This is a genomic window from Candidatus Thiodiazotropha sp. AKIB8 (genome assembly GCF_058244675.1).
Window position 1 is genome coordinate 11,685 of the sequence record NZ_JBSYOO010000006.1, and the last position, 16,082, is coordinate 27,766.

Below are 16,082 nucleotides of genomic sequence, written 5' to 3' on the forward strand. Positions count from 1 at the left end.
GATGATTATTTGGCAACAAATAGCGCAACATAAACCAAGTATTTTGCTTGGTCTTACTCTGAACTTAAGTAATAAATTAAGCTAAAATAGTACGTTAACTTATTGATTACATATTTATTTAGTTTTTATAAATTCTATGTGTATCAAATAAACAACAAATTGGTTTTATGTGTCTTTTATGCAAAAAAGGGCTTGCAATTTAAGTTTTCGTTGTCTAATATTCGCATCGTAGTCAAATTTTCTACCCATCAATTCTTCGGAGTTAACTCAAATGAAAAAAGTACTCTCTTTGGCAATCGCCGCTGCCCTGGTGGCTCCTGTTGCAGCTATGGCTGATGCCACTATCTACGGTAAAGTCCGTCAGTCTCTCGATATCGTTGATTTCTCTGATGCGGGCGGCGATGATGAAATCCAGATCAACAACCGTACTTCACGTCTTGGCGTTAAAGGTTCAGAAGACCTGGGTAACGGTCTGACCGGTGTTTACAAGATTGAATATGGTGTGAACATCTCCAGCAAAGGTAGTCACGAGTTCAGCGGTAGCGGCGCACTGGGCGCTCGTAACGCTTTCGTTGGCCTGGCTGGCGGTTTTGGTACTTTCGTAATTGGTCGTCACGACACCCCTCTGAAAATCTCCACCGGTTCTCTGGACTACTTCGGTGACACCGCTGTTGATAACAACCTGGGCTACACCGAAGATCTGCTTGATCTGCGTGCTGACGGTACCCTGGCTTACATCTCACCTGCAATGGCTGGCCTGACCGCTGCTATCGCTCTGGTTCCTGGTGAGAACACAACTGAAGTTGAAGGCGAAGAGGCTGATGGCCTGACCGACGCTTACTCTGTAGCTCTGATGTACTCTAACTTCGGTGTTTTCGCTTCTATCGCTTATGAAGTAGCTACTCCTGAGACCACAGTTCATCCTGTAGTTGGTGGTGACGCTGATGATCACGAAAATATGCGTTTAGGTCTTGGTTACGACGGCGGCATGTTCAAAGTTGGTCTGATCTATGACACCATCGAGAACCCAGTAGACGATTCTACCAGTATCATGCTCAATGGTTCTGTGAAAGCAGGTCCTGGTGCTGTTAAGGCTAAATACTTCAAGGTTGATTCTGATGATTCTACCGGTAGCCTGTTCCGTACCGACAGCCACGATGGTTTCGGCTTCGGTTACGACTACAACCTGAGCAAGCGTACCCAGGTTGCTGCTTACTACGTAACCTCTGAAATGGATGACAGCGGCGACAAATCTAGCGTTGTCAGCTTCCAGGTCAACCACAAATTCTAATCATTATTAGAGTTTAGGTTGTCTCAAAAAGGCGGGGCTCTCTGAGCCCCGCTTTTTTTTGTCTTCTTTTATGCTTCCTAACCTAGACAGATTATTCTGAGGTTCTTGAGTAAAAAAAGTGTGTGAATCGGAGTCTCGATCCTATTTGGGGTGTACTGTTTTCGGACCCTCTTCTGTACCCAGGATCAATACATCCGCCCCGCGCAATGCAAATATTCCAGTCGTCACAACACCAGCGATTGCATTGATCTCATGCTCCATCTCTCTGGGTTTCATGATTTCAAGATTATGTACATCAAGGATGGCGTTACCATTATCTGTTATGAAATCTTCACGCCAGACTGGGGTGCCGCCAAGTTTTACGAGTTGTCGGGCGACATGGCTTCTGGCCATGGGAATAACTTCAACAGGAAGTGGGAATGAGCCCAGCATGTCTACCAATTTGCTCTGGTCGGCGATGCAGACAAAAGATTTACTGGCGCCAGCGATGATCTTTTCCCTGGTCAGGGCGCCACCGCCACCTTTGATCAGGTTGAGATAGTGGTCAGACTCATCAGCACCATCGATATAGACCTCCAGGTCGCCAGTCGAATTCAAGTCCAAGACAGGTATGCCATGGCTTTTCAGTCGTTCTGTTGAAGCATCAGAGCTTGAGACTGCACCCTCTATCTTGCCTTTTACGGTAGCGAGATAGTCTATAAAGTGGTTGACTGTAGAACCGGTGCCTACACCAATGATACCGCCTGTGACATATTGTAAGGCAGCTTCAGCGGCCTGTTTTTTTAGTTCATCTGCATTCATTTGATCCCTCCGGGTACTGCTAGTTAGGCTTAATGAATAAATGGTAATTAAAAACGTGACCAGAAACCATCAGATATGCCCAAGCAAAAAGTACTTGGATCTCTGATATGTTTAATTTATTCCTTAGCACACTAGGCTTGTAATTGATCTGATGACTTAGTTGTTGTCTGTAAAGAGATGCTTTAGGCCTCGCCGGTTACGAGGGATTAAGGTGTGGAAGCATCAAACACAAAAAAATAAGCATCTCAGAACTGTTTTTGTTCGGTTTTAAACCGGCAGTGGGTAATAATACCCATGCAAGTTGAGAAAGTCAGTTATTGTAACCCTGATTGTCATTTGGAATGAGCCAATGCCCCTAGCTTATATAGAAAAAATTCTTCGAGCACGTGTTTACGATGTAGCGAAGGAGACGCCTTTAGATCGCATCAGCCTTCTATCGTCCCGCCTGGACAACCAAGTGTTATTGAAAAGAGAGGATATGCAGCCCGTATTCTCTTTTAAACTGCGTGGCGCTTACAACAAGATGGTCAGTCTGCCTGAAAGCAAACGTGAGCAGGGTGTGATTGCTGCGTCAGCCGGGAATCATGCACAAGGGGTCGCCCTGGCGGCGCAGAGGCTGAAGATTCAGGCATTGATTGTGATGCCAAAGACTACACCATTGATAAAGGTTAAATCAGTACGAAATCTTGGCGCGAAGATCGTCTTGGCGGGTGACTCCTATGATGAGGCTTATGCGAAATCGGTTGAGTTGGCAAAGGAAGAGGGTTTGACCTTTATTCATCCGTTTGATGATCCAGAGGTAATTGCGGGGCAGGGCACTATAGGTATGGAGTTGTTGAGGCAGCATCCTACTCCACCAGAGGCAGTGTTTGTTCCTGTTGGTGGAGGCGGATTGATTGCTGGGGTTGGTGCGTATATCAAATATGTCTACCCTCAAGTAAAGGTTATCGGTGTTGAACCGGAAGATGCACCCTCTCTATATACCGCCTTGGCATCGAAACGTCGTGTTAGGTTGAAGCAGGTGGGCATATTTACCGATGGTGTTGCAGTCAGGCAGGTCGGTAAGGAGACCTTCCGTCTGGCTCGTAAGGTTGTAGATGAGGTGATCCTGGTTAATACAGATGAAATTTGTGCTGCAATCAAGGATATTTTCGATGATACACGGACCATAGCAGAACCTGCTGGAGCGCTCGCTATTGCTGGATTGAAACGCTATGTAAAACGTGAGGGTTGTCGAGGAAAAGACCTGATTGCTATCAATAGCGGTGCGAATATCAATTTTGATCGTCTACGCCATGTTGCTGAACGGGCTGAGTTTGGTGAACGTAGGGAAGCTCTGTTTGCAGTACAGATCCCTGAAAAGCCTGGTAGCTTCTTTCGTTTCTGTCAACTTATTGGCAAGCGAAGCATTACAGAGTTTAACTATCGTTTCTGTGATGCAGTAAAAGCGCAAATATTTGTTGGAATTGAGTTGAGTGGCGGCGACGAAGAGCGTGAGTCACTATTCCAGCGATTTTTGGATAAAGGTTACTCTGTTGTTGATATGACCGATAATGAGACTGCCAAGTTGCATATACGATATATGGTTGGCGGGCATGCTAAAGGGATCGGGGATGAATGTCTGATACGTTTTGAGTTCCCAGAGAGGCCTGGTGCGCTACTCTACTTCCTTAACCATTTGGGTAAGGAGTGGAATATAAGTCTGTTCCACTATCGGAATCATGGCGCGGCCTATGGGCGTGTTTTGATGGGGATTCAGGTGCCGCAAACTGAGAAAAGTGAGTTTATACGGAAACTTAAAGGTCTTGATTATCCCTTTTGGGATGAGACTGATAACCCGGCATACCGCTTGTTTGCTGGAGTTAGCGAAGATTGAGAGGGCGAGAAGCAACAAACCCCGCATTGCGGGGTTTGTTGTTGCTAATGCCTAGCTCGCGGCCCTTTTCTTTCTAGGAGTCACTTTCCTAGGACGTGCCGGTCTCTTTTTGGCAGCTACCTTCTTTTTAGCTGTCTTTTTCTTGGTGACCTTTTTCTTTGCCACCTTTTTCTTAGTAGCCTTCTTCTTAGCTACCTTCTTTTTAGCCGACCGCTTTTTAGTCGTCTTCTTAGCTACCCGCTTCTTAGTGGCTTTCTTCTTTGCCACTCTCTTCTTGGTAGCCTTCTTTTTAGCTGTCTTCTTTTTGGTCACTTTCTTTTTAGCGACCTTCTTTTTGGTAGCTCTCTTCTTCGCTGCTACCTTTTTCTTAGCTACCTTTTTCTTGGTGGCTGCTCTCTTCTTAGTTGTTACCTTCTTTTTGGTAGCTCTTTTCTTAACAGCTACCTTCTTGGTTGTGGTTGAACGTTTTGCTGCTGCCTTCTTTTTGGCGGCTTTTTTCTTCGCCATGTATGTTCCCTCCCAGAAGAACTACCTAACAGATGAACTGAGTATAATTCAGCTTTTAAAAAAATCCAGAACATAAAGCAATCTTTTGTTAATTAATTCAACTTGTTGTTACTTTTTTTGCCCATGTAAGTCTATTTTGACGTGATTACGATCAAAAATGGGTGTTGATCTTATATTTCTCGTTAGAGGTTGAAGTAGAAAAATCAGGATATCTGTTTAACTTCTTTCATTTGAATAACGATATGTAAGCCTATCTGATGGCGCCACTCTATGGAGCCGCTAGATAAAATATGATTAACATCCCTTGTTGTTGATCTGCTTTCTGATGCAATTCTATCTCTTTCAAAAGCCTCTTTAACGCTTTATGAAGTCAATCAGTATGCTATGGCTCCATCCAACTGCATTTTTTATATCGCTAAGAGATGCAATAACGTGACTATGTTATGGCTCTACTTATGAGTGTGTATAGTTTGCCAACTACCACTGAACCGAATGAGGCGTTGTCATGTTATTGATGTGATTCTATATGAATCAAGATTGATGCTGATCGTTGGTTGATGTCATATCGGCGTACTATGTTTGATAGTGATACCAGCTTAGGCTTATGCGCTGATTCTTTAACTCAAACCACCTGATTATTGATTTAACTTTGCTCATCAAGGGTCGTATTCTTATTTGGTGAGGTTGTCAGATAGAAGGTCAAGATTCATTGCAGGTAGCGCCAGTGTTGTCCGCAAAACTATGTTCAGCAGTGGTTTCTCCGGTTAAATGGAGTGTCAGAAAGAGTAGAGACCTGATTCAGTTATGACCTGATCGAGAGGAATATCCCATGTATTGCTATCCAGCATGGGTTGTAATTGAAAATCATGCGCCAGACCGACCATCTTAGGACCTCGCAGGTGAGTACGAAATCGTTTGAATGCAAATGTACGATCGTAATACCCACCCCCCATGCCTATTCGGTTGCCCTCCAGATCAAAAGCAATCAGTGGCACGAACACCATATCCAGAGACCAGGGACTGATTAACTGCTGATATTTGAAGATTGGTTCAGGAATACCGAATTTGTTGGCCTTTAGCTTTGAGTTGTAGGAGTAGGGGGCAAACAAGAGTCCAATGTCAGGGATATTTCGTAATATCGGCAGGTAGGGGGTCTTTGCAGACCTTAGCGCTTCAGTCAGTAGTGGATATGGGTCGATTTCACCTGAGACAGCATGGTAGAAAGCGATACGCTTACTCTGTCTGAAGGCTTTTAGGTTAGATGCTAAGCGAGATATCTGCAGACTATGTCTTTTGAGTGTCTGCCGGCTGAGTTGGCGACGTTTGGTTTTGATCTGTTGTCGAAGTAATTGAATATGCATGGGTATTGATGGGAGAAGTGACACCCCCGTTTGTGCCGTCGCTTACCATTGTTCTTGAACCAGAGGGTTCAAGTGGGGACAACAGTAGCAACCTCAGGCTTTCCGCATGAAAACGGACATGCACACCGGTGCTAGCATTATGTCCCCAGGGTAGATATTAGGCTCAAGAAAATACCCGGGTCACTAACATGCACCACAGGGGGGTCACAACTTAAGGCTAAACCTATTTGGATCAAAGTTCCAGTTGATTGGTGGTGTTGAGTGCAATCTCGATCTTCTCTTGCAGGCTCTTTATGCGTCGCGTGATGTTTTGAGAGCCGTCATCCTTGGTTTTCTGGCTGAGGAGAAGGTCGTTGGCAATATTCAGTGCTGACATTACCGCAATTCTCTCAGTACCGATAATCCGCCCACCCTGTCGAATTTCACGCATCTGGCCATCTACATATGCTGCAGCCTGTAACAGTGACTCACGCTCATCCGGATGGCAGGATATACGATACTCTTTGTCCAGGATCGAGACGGTGACCGGTAAAATATCGCTATTCACTGAGGTGCTTCCATTGATTTAAGCCGGGTGATCATGGCTTCAACTCGGGTTCGTGCCAGCTCGGTTTTCTCAATCAATGCGGCTCGTTCTGCTACAAGGTTGTCCTGTCTCATACGTAAGGATTTATTTTCGTCCTTGAGGTAGGAACAGGCGCGTATCAGCTCTTCAACACGGACTTCGAGTGCCTGCAGATCAAATTCGGCTGGATTTTGTGTCTCTTTCTCTGTCATGGGCATCAATATAGTGGGCAGTTTGTGGTGGGTCAATCACTATAACTGCATGATATGATTCGAATCTATAAACTCCATGCTGGAATTGGTCATGCTAAGTCGAGCACTACACTAGTCTACAGCAAGGCATCATAACTAATGTAGTACATCTACACTAAGTTCATATAATCCAGCCGAAGAGCTGTAGTCGTGAGTCTTACATTTAAAAATAGATGGTAAGGGAGTTCAAGAAATCTCTCGATCCAGCTTGTGTTTGTTGCCAAAGGAATCACTCTTTTTGCGGGGTAAGGTCTTGATTCCGGGTATCCTTGAAGTCAATAACATGAACTATTAAGGTGCTGCACTGTTAACAATTTAAGAGGCATGAAGGAAATGAGATGTTAGATGATAAGCAGATGCCTGAATATGAGCATCTCGAGAAGCTACTAGGGGTCATGAGTTCAGATGTCGGGGCGAGTGAATTGCACGGCTTAATCAGTGGATTGATTTGTGCCGGTACGCCAGAGGCAGCTGTTGATTGGATTACAGCATTTTTCGAAGCCTGGCCCGCTGAAGATCTGCTGGCTCAAGAAGCCAGAGAGCTTATCGGGCAGCTCTATTATGCTTCCAAGCGTCAGATCACTCATGATGAATACTCATTCATGCCTTTACTTCCTGAAGAGGAGGAATCAATTGCGCAACGCGCCAAAGGCTTGAGTGAATGGTGCGAAGGCTATCTCTATGGACTTGGGTTGGCTGGGGTGACGGAAAGCAATCTGTCTGGTGATGCTAAAGAGGCGATTCAGGATCTGAGTCACTTCACCCGCCTGGACTATGAAGAGCTTGAATCGGGTGAAGCAACAGAGATGGCCTATGTTGAACTACAGGAGTTCCTTAAAGTGGTTACACTGCTGATGTGGGAAGAGCTGGTCAGCATTAGGGGAGATGAGAGTGCAGATAAATGAGTTTAAGCGCCGTCGGCGTGAATTGATGCGTATGATGGGGCCGGGCAGTATTGCGATCCTGCCTACTGCTCCTCAGCTGATTCGCAACCGCGATGTGCACTATCCTTATCGTCCGGACAGTGATTTTTTCTACCTCACAGGTTTTCCCGAACCTGAGGCGGTGTTGGTTCTGATTCCCGGTCGCAAGCAGGCTGAATATATCTTATTCAATCGTGAATCAGATCCTGTTAAAGAGTTATGGGATGGCGCCAGAGCAGGACAAGAAGGGGCCTGTGAAAAGTATGCTGCAGATGACTCCTTTCCAATTGGTGATCTGAATGACATTCTGCCTCGAATGTTGGAGCAGTGTGAGCGAATCTTCTATGTCATGGGGTGTAATCCGCAATTCGACAAGCGGCTATCAGAGTGGATAAACACAATCCGATGCGAATCCCGTACTGGTGCTCAGGGACCTGTGGAGATAATTGCCCTTGATCACTATTTACACGAGATGCGTCTGATTAAAAGTCGTTCCGAGTTGAAGGTCTTACGCCAAGCCGCGAAAATCTCCGCTCAGGCGCACAAGAAGGTCATGCAGGCATGCAAGCCGGGTGTTTGGGAGTATCAACTCGAAGCTGAGTTCGTCAAGGTGTGCAGTCATCAAGGTGCAAGGGATCAAGCTTATCCACCTATTGTTGGCGGTGGTGAGAATGCCTGTACATTGCATTATATCGATAACGAAGCGCAGCTTCAGGCGAAGCAGATGCTGCTGATCGATGCCGGGTGTGAATATGACTACTATGCCTCTGACATCACTCGAAGCTATCCGGTAAATGGTAGTTTCAGTGAACCCCAGCGCCAGTTGTATGAATTGGTACTGGCGGCTCAGGAAGCCGCAATCGAGAAAGTGAAGCCAGGTAATCATTGGAATGAGCCACATGATGCGGCAGTACGAACTATCACTCGTGGCTTGATCAAGTTGGGCATTATCAAAGGAACTCTGGCTAAATCCATTCGTGATGAAAAATATAAACCCTTCTTTCCCCATCGAACCGGTCATTGGCTGGGAATGGATGTGCACGATGTAGGTGATTACAAAGTGGATGGTACTTGGCGTATGTTCGAGCCAGGGATGGTTTTAACCATTGAACCCGGCCTCTATATACCTGCTGGGACAAAAGGTGTGGCAAAAAAATGGTGGAATATTGGTATCCGCATTGAGGATGATGTGGTTGTAACCAAGCAAGGGTCTGATGTGTTGACTAAGGATGTTCCGAAGACGGTTTCTGAGATTGAATCGATAATGGCAGGATGAACGGCGTGACGGATCAATATGACATTCTGATAGTCGGTGGCGGTATGGTTGGCGCCAGTCTTGCTCACGCCCTCAGCGGTCAGGGTTATACGATTGGTGTAATAGAGGCCTGGCCATTGGATTCCACGCTCCAGCCAAGCTATGACGATCGGGTTATAGCACTCTCCTGGGGGAGTCGTCTGATACTTGAGGGCATGGGTGTCTGGCGTGGTATTGAGCCGGTTGCTCAGCCAATATTGGATATACATATCTCTGATCGCGGACACTTTGGCTTTACCCGCCTGAATCATCAGCAGGAGGGAGTTGATGCTTTGGGGTATGTGGTCACTGCGCGAGCCCTTGGCAGTGCCTTGCTGAATGAGCTTGAGCATCGCCCTGATGTCAATTTGATCTGTCCTGCAAACTTAAAAAGTTTTTCTGTTTCGGACAGCCGTGTCGAAGTGAAAATCGAACATGAAAATGTTGAGCGTCAAATCAACAGCCGACTGTTGGTTGCAGCAGATGGTGGAGATTCGCTGGTGAGGCGATTCCTTTCGATACCTTTGAAAGAGCGAGGTTATGGTCAGACCGCAATTATTGCCAACCTCAGCAGTGATAGAGCACATCAGAGTGTCGCCTATGAGCGCTTCACCGATTCCGGGCCACTTGCCCTGTTGCCGATGACTGATGATCGTCTCTCAATGGTGTGGACGGCGGAAGATCATCAGGTCGCTGATTTGATGGGGCTTAAGGATGATCTCTTTTTAGAGCGTTTACAGGATAGGTTCGGTTATCGTTTGGGGCACTTATGCCGTTTGGGCAAGCGGGTCGCCTACCCACTGCGGCTTCGCCAAGCTGTGGAACAGGTTCGTTCTCGCATTGCTCTGGTTGGAAATGCGGCTCACGCAATTCATCCAGTCACTGGTCAGGGATTCAACCTGGGTTTGCGGGATGTTGCCGTACTGGCAGATGTGCTTACTGAAGCCGCAAAGCATGGAGAGGATCCAGGGGATCTTTCCCTGTTAAATGAATATCGCAAATGGCGCGAGGGAGACCAGAACAGGGTGGCGGCCATTACTGATGGACTGGCGCGTCTGTTTGCCAATCCGTTTGGTCCGCTAAGATTGATGCGTAATATGGGACTCGTTGGTCTTGATCTGTTGCCTGGTTTAAAGCATCAGGTTGCCAGGCAGTTTATGGGGGTCAATAGCAGGCGCCAATCAAAATTGGGTAGAGGAGTTTAATCATGACAGATCCAAAGTCGCAACCTGACTTCGATTTACTGATTGTTGGCGGCGGCATGGTGGGTAGTGCTTTGGCCTGTGCTATGGCGGACGCAGGGTTTGATGTCTGTATCGTGGATCTACGGGAACCCGCTCGCAATTGGCCGCAACAGGAGGTGGACCTTCGAGTCTCTGCCTTGACCCGCGCTTCACAACGAATTCTGGAAAATCTTAAAGCCTGGCCACGGATGACTGAGATGCGGGTCAGTCCCTATAGCAAGATGGAGGTTTGGGATGCGGGTGGCAATGGACGCATTCGATTCAGTGCAGCAGAGATCGGTGAAATAGATCTGGGACATATCGTTGAAAACAGAGTCACCCAATTAGCTTTATGGGAGCGTCTTGAGTCCTACCCGAATGTGCGAATCAGCTTTCCTGAGCGGGTGAGTAGTTTGAATTTGAGCCAGGTGCCTGAGGTTGTCCTTCAGAGTGGTGAGCGTCTGACTGCAAAACTGATTGTCGCTGCTGATGGGCGTGATTCTGAGGTCAGACACTTGGCGGATATTGCAACCAAGGGTTGGGATTATGATCAGCATGCGATTGTCGCCACAATCAAGCCGGAGAGGTTTCATCAACATACCGCAATGCAGCGATTCATGAGTTCCGGGCCACTTGCACTGTTACCGATTGATGATGGGCGATGCTCTATTGTCTGGTCCACTTCGCCGACGCAAGCAGAAGTGCTGATGGCGCTTGATGATGCCGATTTCTGCGAGGAGCTGACTCAGGCCAGTGAGTCTGTTCTGGGGGATATTCTTGAAGTCGGGCCTCGTGGTATTTTTCCGTTGCGACTCGAGCATGCAGAGACCTATATCCAACCTGGGTTAGCCCTGATCGGGGATGCGGCTCATGCAATGCATCCGCTTGCGGGCCAGGGGGTCAACCTGGGTCTGATGGATGCGATGACGCTGGTTGATGTCCTGACTGATGCACGTAGAGCCGGCAGGCCAATTGGCTCTATGAGTACGCTGCGACGTTATGAGAGAGCAAGAAAAGGGGCCAATATTGCAATGTTGGGCGCGATGGATGGATTCAAGCGTCTGTTCAGCAATGAAGTGCCCCCGTTGAAGCTGCTGAGGAATCTGGGCTTGAATCTCGCTGACCGTTCAGGATTTTTAAAGCAGCAGCTGATACGCCGAGCGCTGGGGGTTATCGGGGACAGGCCCAGATTGGCCCGTTGACCATGATAAATTCTGAGGTTTTTGCCGATTGGCAACGGCTCAGTGGCAAGGTATAGTCTCAACTCGACCCGCCCCCGTGGGAGAGATCGGTGAAAGCCGACGCCGAAGGCGCAAAACCGCCCGGAATCGCTCAGGCAAAAGGACCGTGGGGGTAAGCCATCGTTTTGTAAGGCTTAGATCGACTCTGGAGAGTGGTGTAATAGCACCCACCGACGGGGCAGGCGCTCTAGATTGAAGTGCGCCAAACTCTCAGGTTTAGGACAGAGGGGCGGCGTGGATGTATTCATCCGCGCCGCCCTTTTGCGTTTAAAACCGAGAGAATGTTAATGAATAAACAGACAGTTCTTTATGCCAAGCATCAGGCGATGGGTGCAAAGCTGGTTCCATTCGGTGGTTGGGATATGCCACTGCACTACGGTTCGCAGTTACAAGAGCACCATCAGGTGCGTAGAGATGCAGGGATGTTCGATGTCTCTCATATGACCGTAGTCGACCTGAAAGGGGCTGGGGTCAGGTCCTTTCTTCGTTATCTTCTCGCGAATGATGTCAATCGCTTAAAAGTTATTGGCAAGGCGCTCTATACCTGCATGCTCAATGAGCAGGGCGGGGTGGTTGATGACCTTATCGTCTACTATCTCGGCGATGAGTGGTATCGGTTGGTGGTGAATGCCGCCACTACTGAGAAAGATCTTGCATGGATGGAGGCCCAGTCTGCTGAATTCGATCTGAAGATAACGCCAAGGCGTGATTTAGCCATGATTGCAGTGCAGGGACCGAATGCAAAATCGAAGACCCTGCCCCTGCTCTCTCAGCAGCTGCAACAGACCGGCTCTGATCTGAAACCCTTCAACGCGGTTGCTGATGGTGATTGGTTTCTCGCCAGTACAGGTTATACCGGTGAAGATGGCTTCGAGATTATGCTGCCTGGAGATCAGGCTGCAGATTTCTGGCAAAGCCTGAATGATGCCGGGGTGGCGCCTTGCGGTCTTGGTTCAAGGGATACCTTGCGTTTGGAGGCTGGAATGAATCTCTATGGTTCCGATATGGACGAAGAGACGACACCACTGGAATCGGGCTTGGCCTGGACAGTAGCCTGGGAACCTGATGATCGGCAATTTATAGGTCGAGGGAAGCTGGAGTCACAGCGAAATGATCCGCAGAAAAAGAAATTCATCGGATTAGTCTTGACCGGACGAGGGGTGCTGCGTAACCATTTGAAACTGTTTAATGGAGAGCAGGAGATTGGTGAGATCACATCAGGAGGGTTTGCCCCTACCCTGGAGAGATCCATCGCTTTTGCCCGTGTATCACCTGATGTTGGCGACCACTGTGAAGTTGAAATTCGCGGTAAACGGGTTCCGGCAGAGGTGGTAAAACCACCATTCGCACGCCAAGGCAAAGCCGTTTTGGCACTCTGAAATCAACTATTTCTAAAGGATATTCACATGAGCAATGCACCTGTAGACCGCCGTTATGCGAAATCTCACGAATGGGTAAAAGATGAAGGCGACGGTAGTTTAACTATTGGTATAACAGATCACGCTCAGGAGCTGTTAGGTGATCTTGTCTTTGTCGATCTGCCGGAAGTTGGACAAACCCTCGAAATGGGAAATGATTGTGCAGTTGTTGAGTCGGTTAAAGCTGCCTCAGATGTATACAGTCCTGTGAGTGGTGAAGTGATCGCTATCAATGAGGCACTGGATGGTGCGCCTGAAACCATCAATGAAGATGCTTTCGGTGAAGGCTGGATGTTCAAAATCAAACCATCTGACGCAGCTGAATTAGCAAATCTGCTGGATGCAGAGAGTTACGATGCCCTTGTAGCAGAAGAAGAGTAAAGCTCAAGGTTTCTTTCAAGTAAGACAAGAGGCGGGTATGCCATTTATCCCTCACACTGAAGAAGATATTCAGGAGATGCTATCGACCATAGGCGTTGACAGCATCGATGACCTGTTTGATGAAATTCCTGAGGCACTTCGTTGCGGCGAGTTGGAGGAGATTCCCTCTGGTTTGCCTGAAATGGAGGTCTCCAGATTGATGCGGGCGCGGGCCCGCACTGATGGTCAACCACTCTGTTTTATTGGGGCGGGGGCCTATGATCATCACATCCCCGCTGCAGTCTGGGAGCTGACCACTCGGGGTGAATTCTATACGGCATACACCCCTTATCAGGCAGAGGCCAGCCAGGGAACATTGCAACTATTGTATGAGTTTCAGTCGATGATGACTGGTCTGATGGCTATGGATGTCTCCAATGCCTCGCTCTACGATGGTGCTTCGGCACTGGCCGAGGCGGTACTGATGGCTGTCAGAGCAAATCGCAAATCCAAATCGAAGCGGATACTGATGCCAAAAAATCTACACCCAGCTTATCGTCGGGTGGTCTATAGCATAGTTCGCAATCAGCAGATCGAGTTGGTGGAAGTCAACTATGATAGCGCCAGTGGTCAGGTCGATATGAGTGATCTGGAGCGGTTTGCGGGAGAGGATTATGCGGCACTGGTTATTCCTCAGCCCAACTTTTTCGGTGTGCTGGAGCAGACGGATGAGTTGACAGACTGGGCCCATCGCAACGGTATGCTGGCTATTGCGGTGGTCAACCCACTGGCAATGTCGATCCTTAAACCTGCAGGTGAATGGGGTGAACAGGGTGCGGATATCTGTTGTGGTGAAGGACAGCCACTAGGTGCGCCACTGGCTTCAGGTGGGCCCTATTTCGGATTCTTATGTTGTACCGATAAATTGGTTCGCCAGATGCCTGGCAGAATAATCGGCAAGACTGTCGATCTGGATGGTAAACCTGGATATGCACTGACCCTGCAAGCACGGGAGCAGCATATCCGGCGTTCAAAAGCGACTTCCAACATCTGTACCAATCAGGGGCTGATGGTGACTGCTGCGACCATACACATGGCGATCATGGGTGCGGAGGGTTTGCAGCGGGTTGCTGCCGCCAGCCATGCCAATACACTCAAACTCAGTCAGGCACTTTCAGGCTTGCCGGGCGTGAAGCCAAAATTTACTGGTTCGGTTTTTCATGAGCAGGTACTTGAACTACCCATTGAAACCGGTGATGCGTTGCGTCTGCTTGCTGCTCACAATGTGCTCGGTGGTTATGATCTGAAAGATGACTACCCGGAGTTGGGTAGTGCGCTACTGGTATGTGCTACCGAGTTACGCAGTGATGAAGATATTGAGAGCTATCACGGCAAGTTGGAACGGGTGATTCAATCTCAAGTCGAGACGCCCTGTCAGTTGAAACCTGATTGGTAAGCGGGGAACTATGATTTACGACTATTCACGAAACGGTCGCCGGGCTACAGCCCAGGCACCTTTAGAGATGGCTGAATTGACTGATATCCCAGAAGAGATGCGTCGCACCAGTCGACCTTCTCTTCCCCAGGTATCTGAGATGCAGGCGGTGCGGCACTATACCCGCCTTTCACAAAAGAACTTCGCCATTGATACCCACTTCTATCCGTTGGGTTCATGCACCATGAAATACAACCCCAGGGCCTGTAATACTCTGGCCAGCTTGCCTGGGTTGGCAACCCGCCATCCTCTGGCGCCAGATACGCACAGCCAGGGTTTCCTGGCCTGTATGCATGAGTTGCAGGAGATCCTCAAAACAGTTACTGGAATGCATGCTGTCTCTCTCTCTCCCGCAGCTGGTGCTCAGGGTGAGTTTGCTGGTGTTGCGATGATCCGGGCCTACCATGATGCCCGGGGTGATACAGCGCGAAATGAGATCCTGGTTCCGGATGCTGCGCATGGCACCAACCCGGCGTCAGCTGTGATGTGTGGTTACAAAACAAGGGAGATTCCAACCGGATCGAATGGAGACATCGATGTGGCGGCGTTGCAAGCCTCATTGGGGCCGCAAACCGCAGGCATCATGCTCACCAATCCGTCTACTGTTGGTGTATTCGAGAGACGCATCAAAGAGATTGCTGGCATGGTGCATGAGGCGGGTGGCCTACTCTACTATGATGGCGCCAATTTGAATGCCATCTTAGGCAAAGTGCGCCCGGGTGATATGGGTTTTGATGTTATCCATATGAATCTTCATAAAACATTTTCAACGCCACATGGCGGCGGTGGTCCGGGTGCAGGTCCTGTTGGGGTGAGTGAACGGCTGGAACCCTATCTACCCGTTCCCTTGGTTGATTTTGATGGCCATGATTATCGCTGGCTTACTCAGAAAGATCGTCCTGACACCATCGGGCAGCTCTCGGCGTTTGCCGGTAATGCCGGGGTCTTGTTACGTGCTTATGTCTATGCCCGCTTGCTGGGTCGCGAAGGAATGCACCGGGTATCGGAATTTTCCACCCTGAATGCCAACTATCTGTTGAAACGTTTAATGGATGCCGGTTTTGATGCTGCTTATCCAACACGCAGAGCCAGCCATGAATTCATTCTGACCTTGAAGAAACAGGCCAAAGAACTGAACGTGAATACCATGGACTTTGCCAAACGGCTGCTCGACTACGGGGTGCATGCACCTACCACCTATTTTCCTCTATTGGTGCCTGAATGCCTGTTGATTGAACCGACTGAGACTGAAGCCAAGGAGGAACTGGATCAGTTTGTCGACATTATGTGTAAGATAAAGGGTGAAGCTGAGAGTCAACCTGATGTGGTGAAAAATGCACCACACACCATGCCGGTAAAAAGGCTTGATGATGTGAGAGCTGCACGTGAGCTCGATCTGGCCTGGAAGGGAGAGTAGTCAGGATATGATTTAGACCTGGTATGAAATGCCATACCAGGTTAAGCGCGCGCTCTTAT

15 protein-coding genes, 1 other RNA gene and 2 riboswitches are annotated in these 16,082 nt (G+C 48.4%); of the genes, 10 read left to right on the forward strand and 6 right to left on the reverse strand.

What is annotated here, in order from left to right; genetic code table 11:
* Positions 1 to 271: 271 nt before the first annotated feature.
* Positions 272 to 1,291 (forward strand): porin, encoded by a 1,020-nt coding sequence (locus tag AC4IFB_RS00765; protein WP_490779093.1) that lies wholly within the window; start codon positions 272 to 274, stop codon positions 1,289 to 1,291.
* Positions 1,292 to 1,432: 141 nt separating this feature from the next.
* On the opposite strand, the gene rpiA is transcribed toward AC4IFB_RS00765, so the two are convergent.
* Positions 1,433 to 2,092 (reverse strand): ribose-5-phosphate isomerase RpiA, encoded by a 660-nt coding sequence (rpiA, locus tag AC4IFB_RS00770; RefSeq protein ID WP_490775177.1) that lies wholly within the window; start codon positions 2,090 to 2,092, stop codon positions 1,433 to 1,435.
* A gap of 349 nt (positions 2,093 to 2,441) precedes the next feature.
* Between rpiA and ilvA the strand changes: the two genes are divergently transcribed.
* Positions 2,442 to 3,968, forward strand: a complete 1,527-nt coding sequence (gene ilvA, locus AC4IFB_RS00775; RefSeq protein WP_490775176.1) for a threonine ammonia-lyase, biosynthetic — start codon at positions 2,442 to 2,444, stop codon at positions 3,966 to 3,968.
* Between the two features lie 51 nt (positions 3,969 to 4,019).
* Here ilvA and AC4IFB_RS00780 read toward each other — a convergent pair whose 3' ends face one another.
* The 5 genes from AC4IFB_RS00780 to AC4IFB_RS00800 all read right to left on the reverse strand — a co-directional run bounded on the left by AC4IFB_RS00780 (position 4,020) and on the right by AC4IFB_RS00800 (position 6,613).
* The gene (locus AC4IFB_RS00780) at positions 4,020 to 4,475 is read right to left on the reverse strand and encodes a hypothetical protein (protein WP_490775175.1); all 456 of its coding nucleotides are present in this window, start codon (positions 4,473 to 4,475) and stop codon (positions 4,020 to 4,022) included.
* Positions 4,476 to 5,251: 776 nt separating this feature from the next.
* Complete coding sequence (locus tag AC4IFB_RS00785; RefSeq protein ID WP_490779094.1) at positions 5,252 to 5,836, reverse strand: 5-formyltetrahydrofolate cyclo-ligase; 585 nt, start codon at positions 5,834 to 5,836, stop codon at positions 5,252 to 5,254.
* 19 nt (positions 5,837 to 5,855) lie between these two features.
* A non-coding RNA gene (gene ssrS / locus AC4IFB_RS00790) (6S RNA) lies at positions 5,856 to 6,041 on the reverse strand.
* Positions 6,042 to 6,068: 27 nt separating this feature from the next.
* Positions 6,069 to 6,383 (reverse strand): cell division protein ZapA, encoded by a 315-nt coding sequence (locus AC4IFB_RS00795; protein ID WP_490779095.1) that lies wholly within the window; start codon positions 6,381 to 6,383, stop codon positions 6,069 to 6,071.
* On the reverse strand, positions 6,380 to 6,613 hold the full coding sequence (locus AC4IFB_RS00800; RefSeq protein WP_490775220.1) for a TIGR02449 family protein: 234 nt from the start codon (positions 6,611 to 6,613) through the stop codon (positions 6,380 to 6,382). The genes AC4IFB_RS00795 and AC4IFB_RS00800 overlap by 4 nt, the downstream gene beginning before the upstream one ends.
* A 377-nt stretch (positions 6,614 to 6,990) precedes the next feature.
* Here AC4IFB_RS00800 and AC4IFB_RS00805 point away from each other — a divergent pair, with 377 nt between their 5' ends.
* The 8 genes from AC4IFB_RS00805 to gcvPB all read left to right on the forward strand — a co-directional run bounded on the left by AC4IFB_RS00805 (position 6,991) and on the right by gcvPB (position 16,023).
* Positions 6,991 to 7,557 (forward strand): UPF0149 family protein, encoded by a 567-nt coding sequence (locus AC4IFB_RS00805; RefSeq protein WP_490775172.1) that lies wholly within the window; start codon positions 6,991 to 6,993, stop codon positions 7,555 to 7,557.
* Complete coding sequence (gene pepP, locus AC4IFB_RS00810; protein WP_490779096.1) at positions 7,538 to 8,851, forward strand: Xaa-Pro aminopeptidase; 1,314 nt, start codon at positions 7,538 to 7,540, stop codon at positions 8,849 to 8,851. The genes AC4IFB_RS00805 and pepP overlap by 20 nt, the downstream gene beginning before the upstream one ends.
* Positions 8,848 to 10,074, forward strand: coding sequence for a 2-octaprenyl-6-methoxyphenyl hydroxylase (ubiH, locus tag AC4IFB_RS00815; protein ID WP_490779097.1), 1,227 nt, complete (start codon positions 8,848 to 8,850; stop codon positions 10,072 to 10,074). Before pepP ends, ubiH begins: the two co-directional genes overlap by 4 nt.
* A 2-nt stretch (positions 10,075 to 10,076) precedes the next feature.
* Positions 10,077 to 11,294 carry a UbiH/UbiF/VisC/COQ6 family ubiquinone biosynthesis hydroxylase gene (locus tag AC4IFB_RS00820; protein ID WP_490779098.1) on the forward strand — a complete coding sequence of 406 codons (1,218 nt, stop codon included), beginning with the start codon at positions 10,077 to 10,079 and terminating at the stop codon, positions 11,292 to 11,294.
* 67 nt (positions 11,295 to 11,361) lie between these two features.
* Positions 11,362 to 11,450, forward strand: a riboswitch (glycine riboswitch).
* Positions 11,451 to 11,468: 18 nt separating this feature from the next.
* Positions 11,469 to 11,568, forward strand: a riboswitch (glycine riboswitch).
* A gap of 52 nt (positions 11,569 to 11,620) precedes the next feature.
* The gene (gcvT, locus tag AC4IFB_RS00825) at positions 11,621 to 12,712 is read left to right on the forward strand and encodes a glycine cleavage system aminomethyltransferase GcvT (protein WP_490779099.1); all 1,092 of its coding nucleotides are present in this window, start codon (positions 11,621 to 11,623) and stop codon (positions 12,710 to 12,712) included.
* Between the two features lie 27 nt (positions 12,713 to 12,739).
* Positions 12,740 to 13,132: a glycine cleavage system protein GcvH gene (gcvH, locus tag AC4IFB_RS00830; protein ID WP_490779100.1), complete on the forward strand. Its 393-nt coding sequence runs from the start codon at positions 12,740 to 12,742 to the stop codon at positions 13,130 to 13,132.
* A gap of 37 nt (positions 13,133 to 13,169) precedes the next feature.
* Positions 13,170 to 14,567 (forward strand): aminomethyl-transferring glycine dehydrogenase subunit GcvPA, encoded by a 1,398-nt coding sequence (gene gcvPA / locus AC4IFB_RS00835; RefSeq protein WP_490779101.1) that lies wholly within the window; start codon positions 13,170 to 13,172, stop codon positions 14,565 to 14,567.
* A gap of 10 nt (positions 14,568 to 14,577) precedes the next feature.
* A complete protein-coding gene (gene gcvPB / locus AC4IFB_RS00840) occupies positions 14,578 to 16,023 on the forward strand; it encodes an aminomethyl-transferring glycine dehydrogenase subunit GcvPB (RefSeq protein ID WP_490779102.1) in 1,446 nt (481 codons plus the stop codon).
* The last annotated feature ends 59 nt before the right edge of the window (positions 16,024 to 16,082 follow it).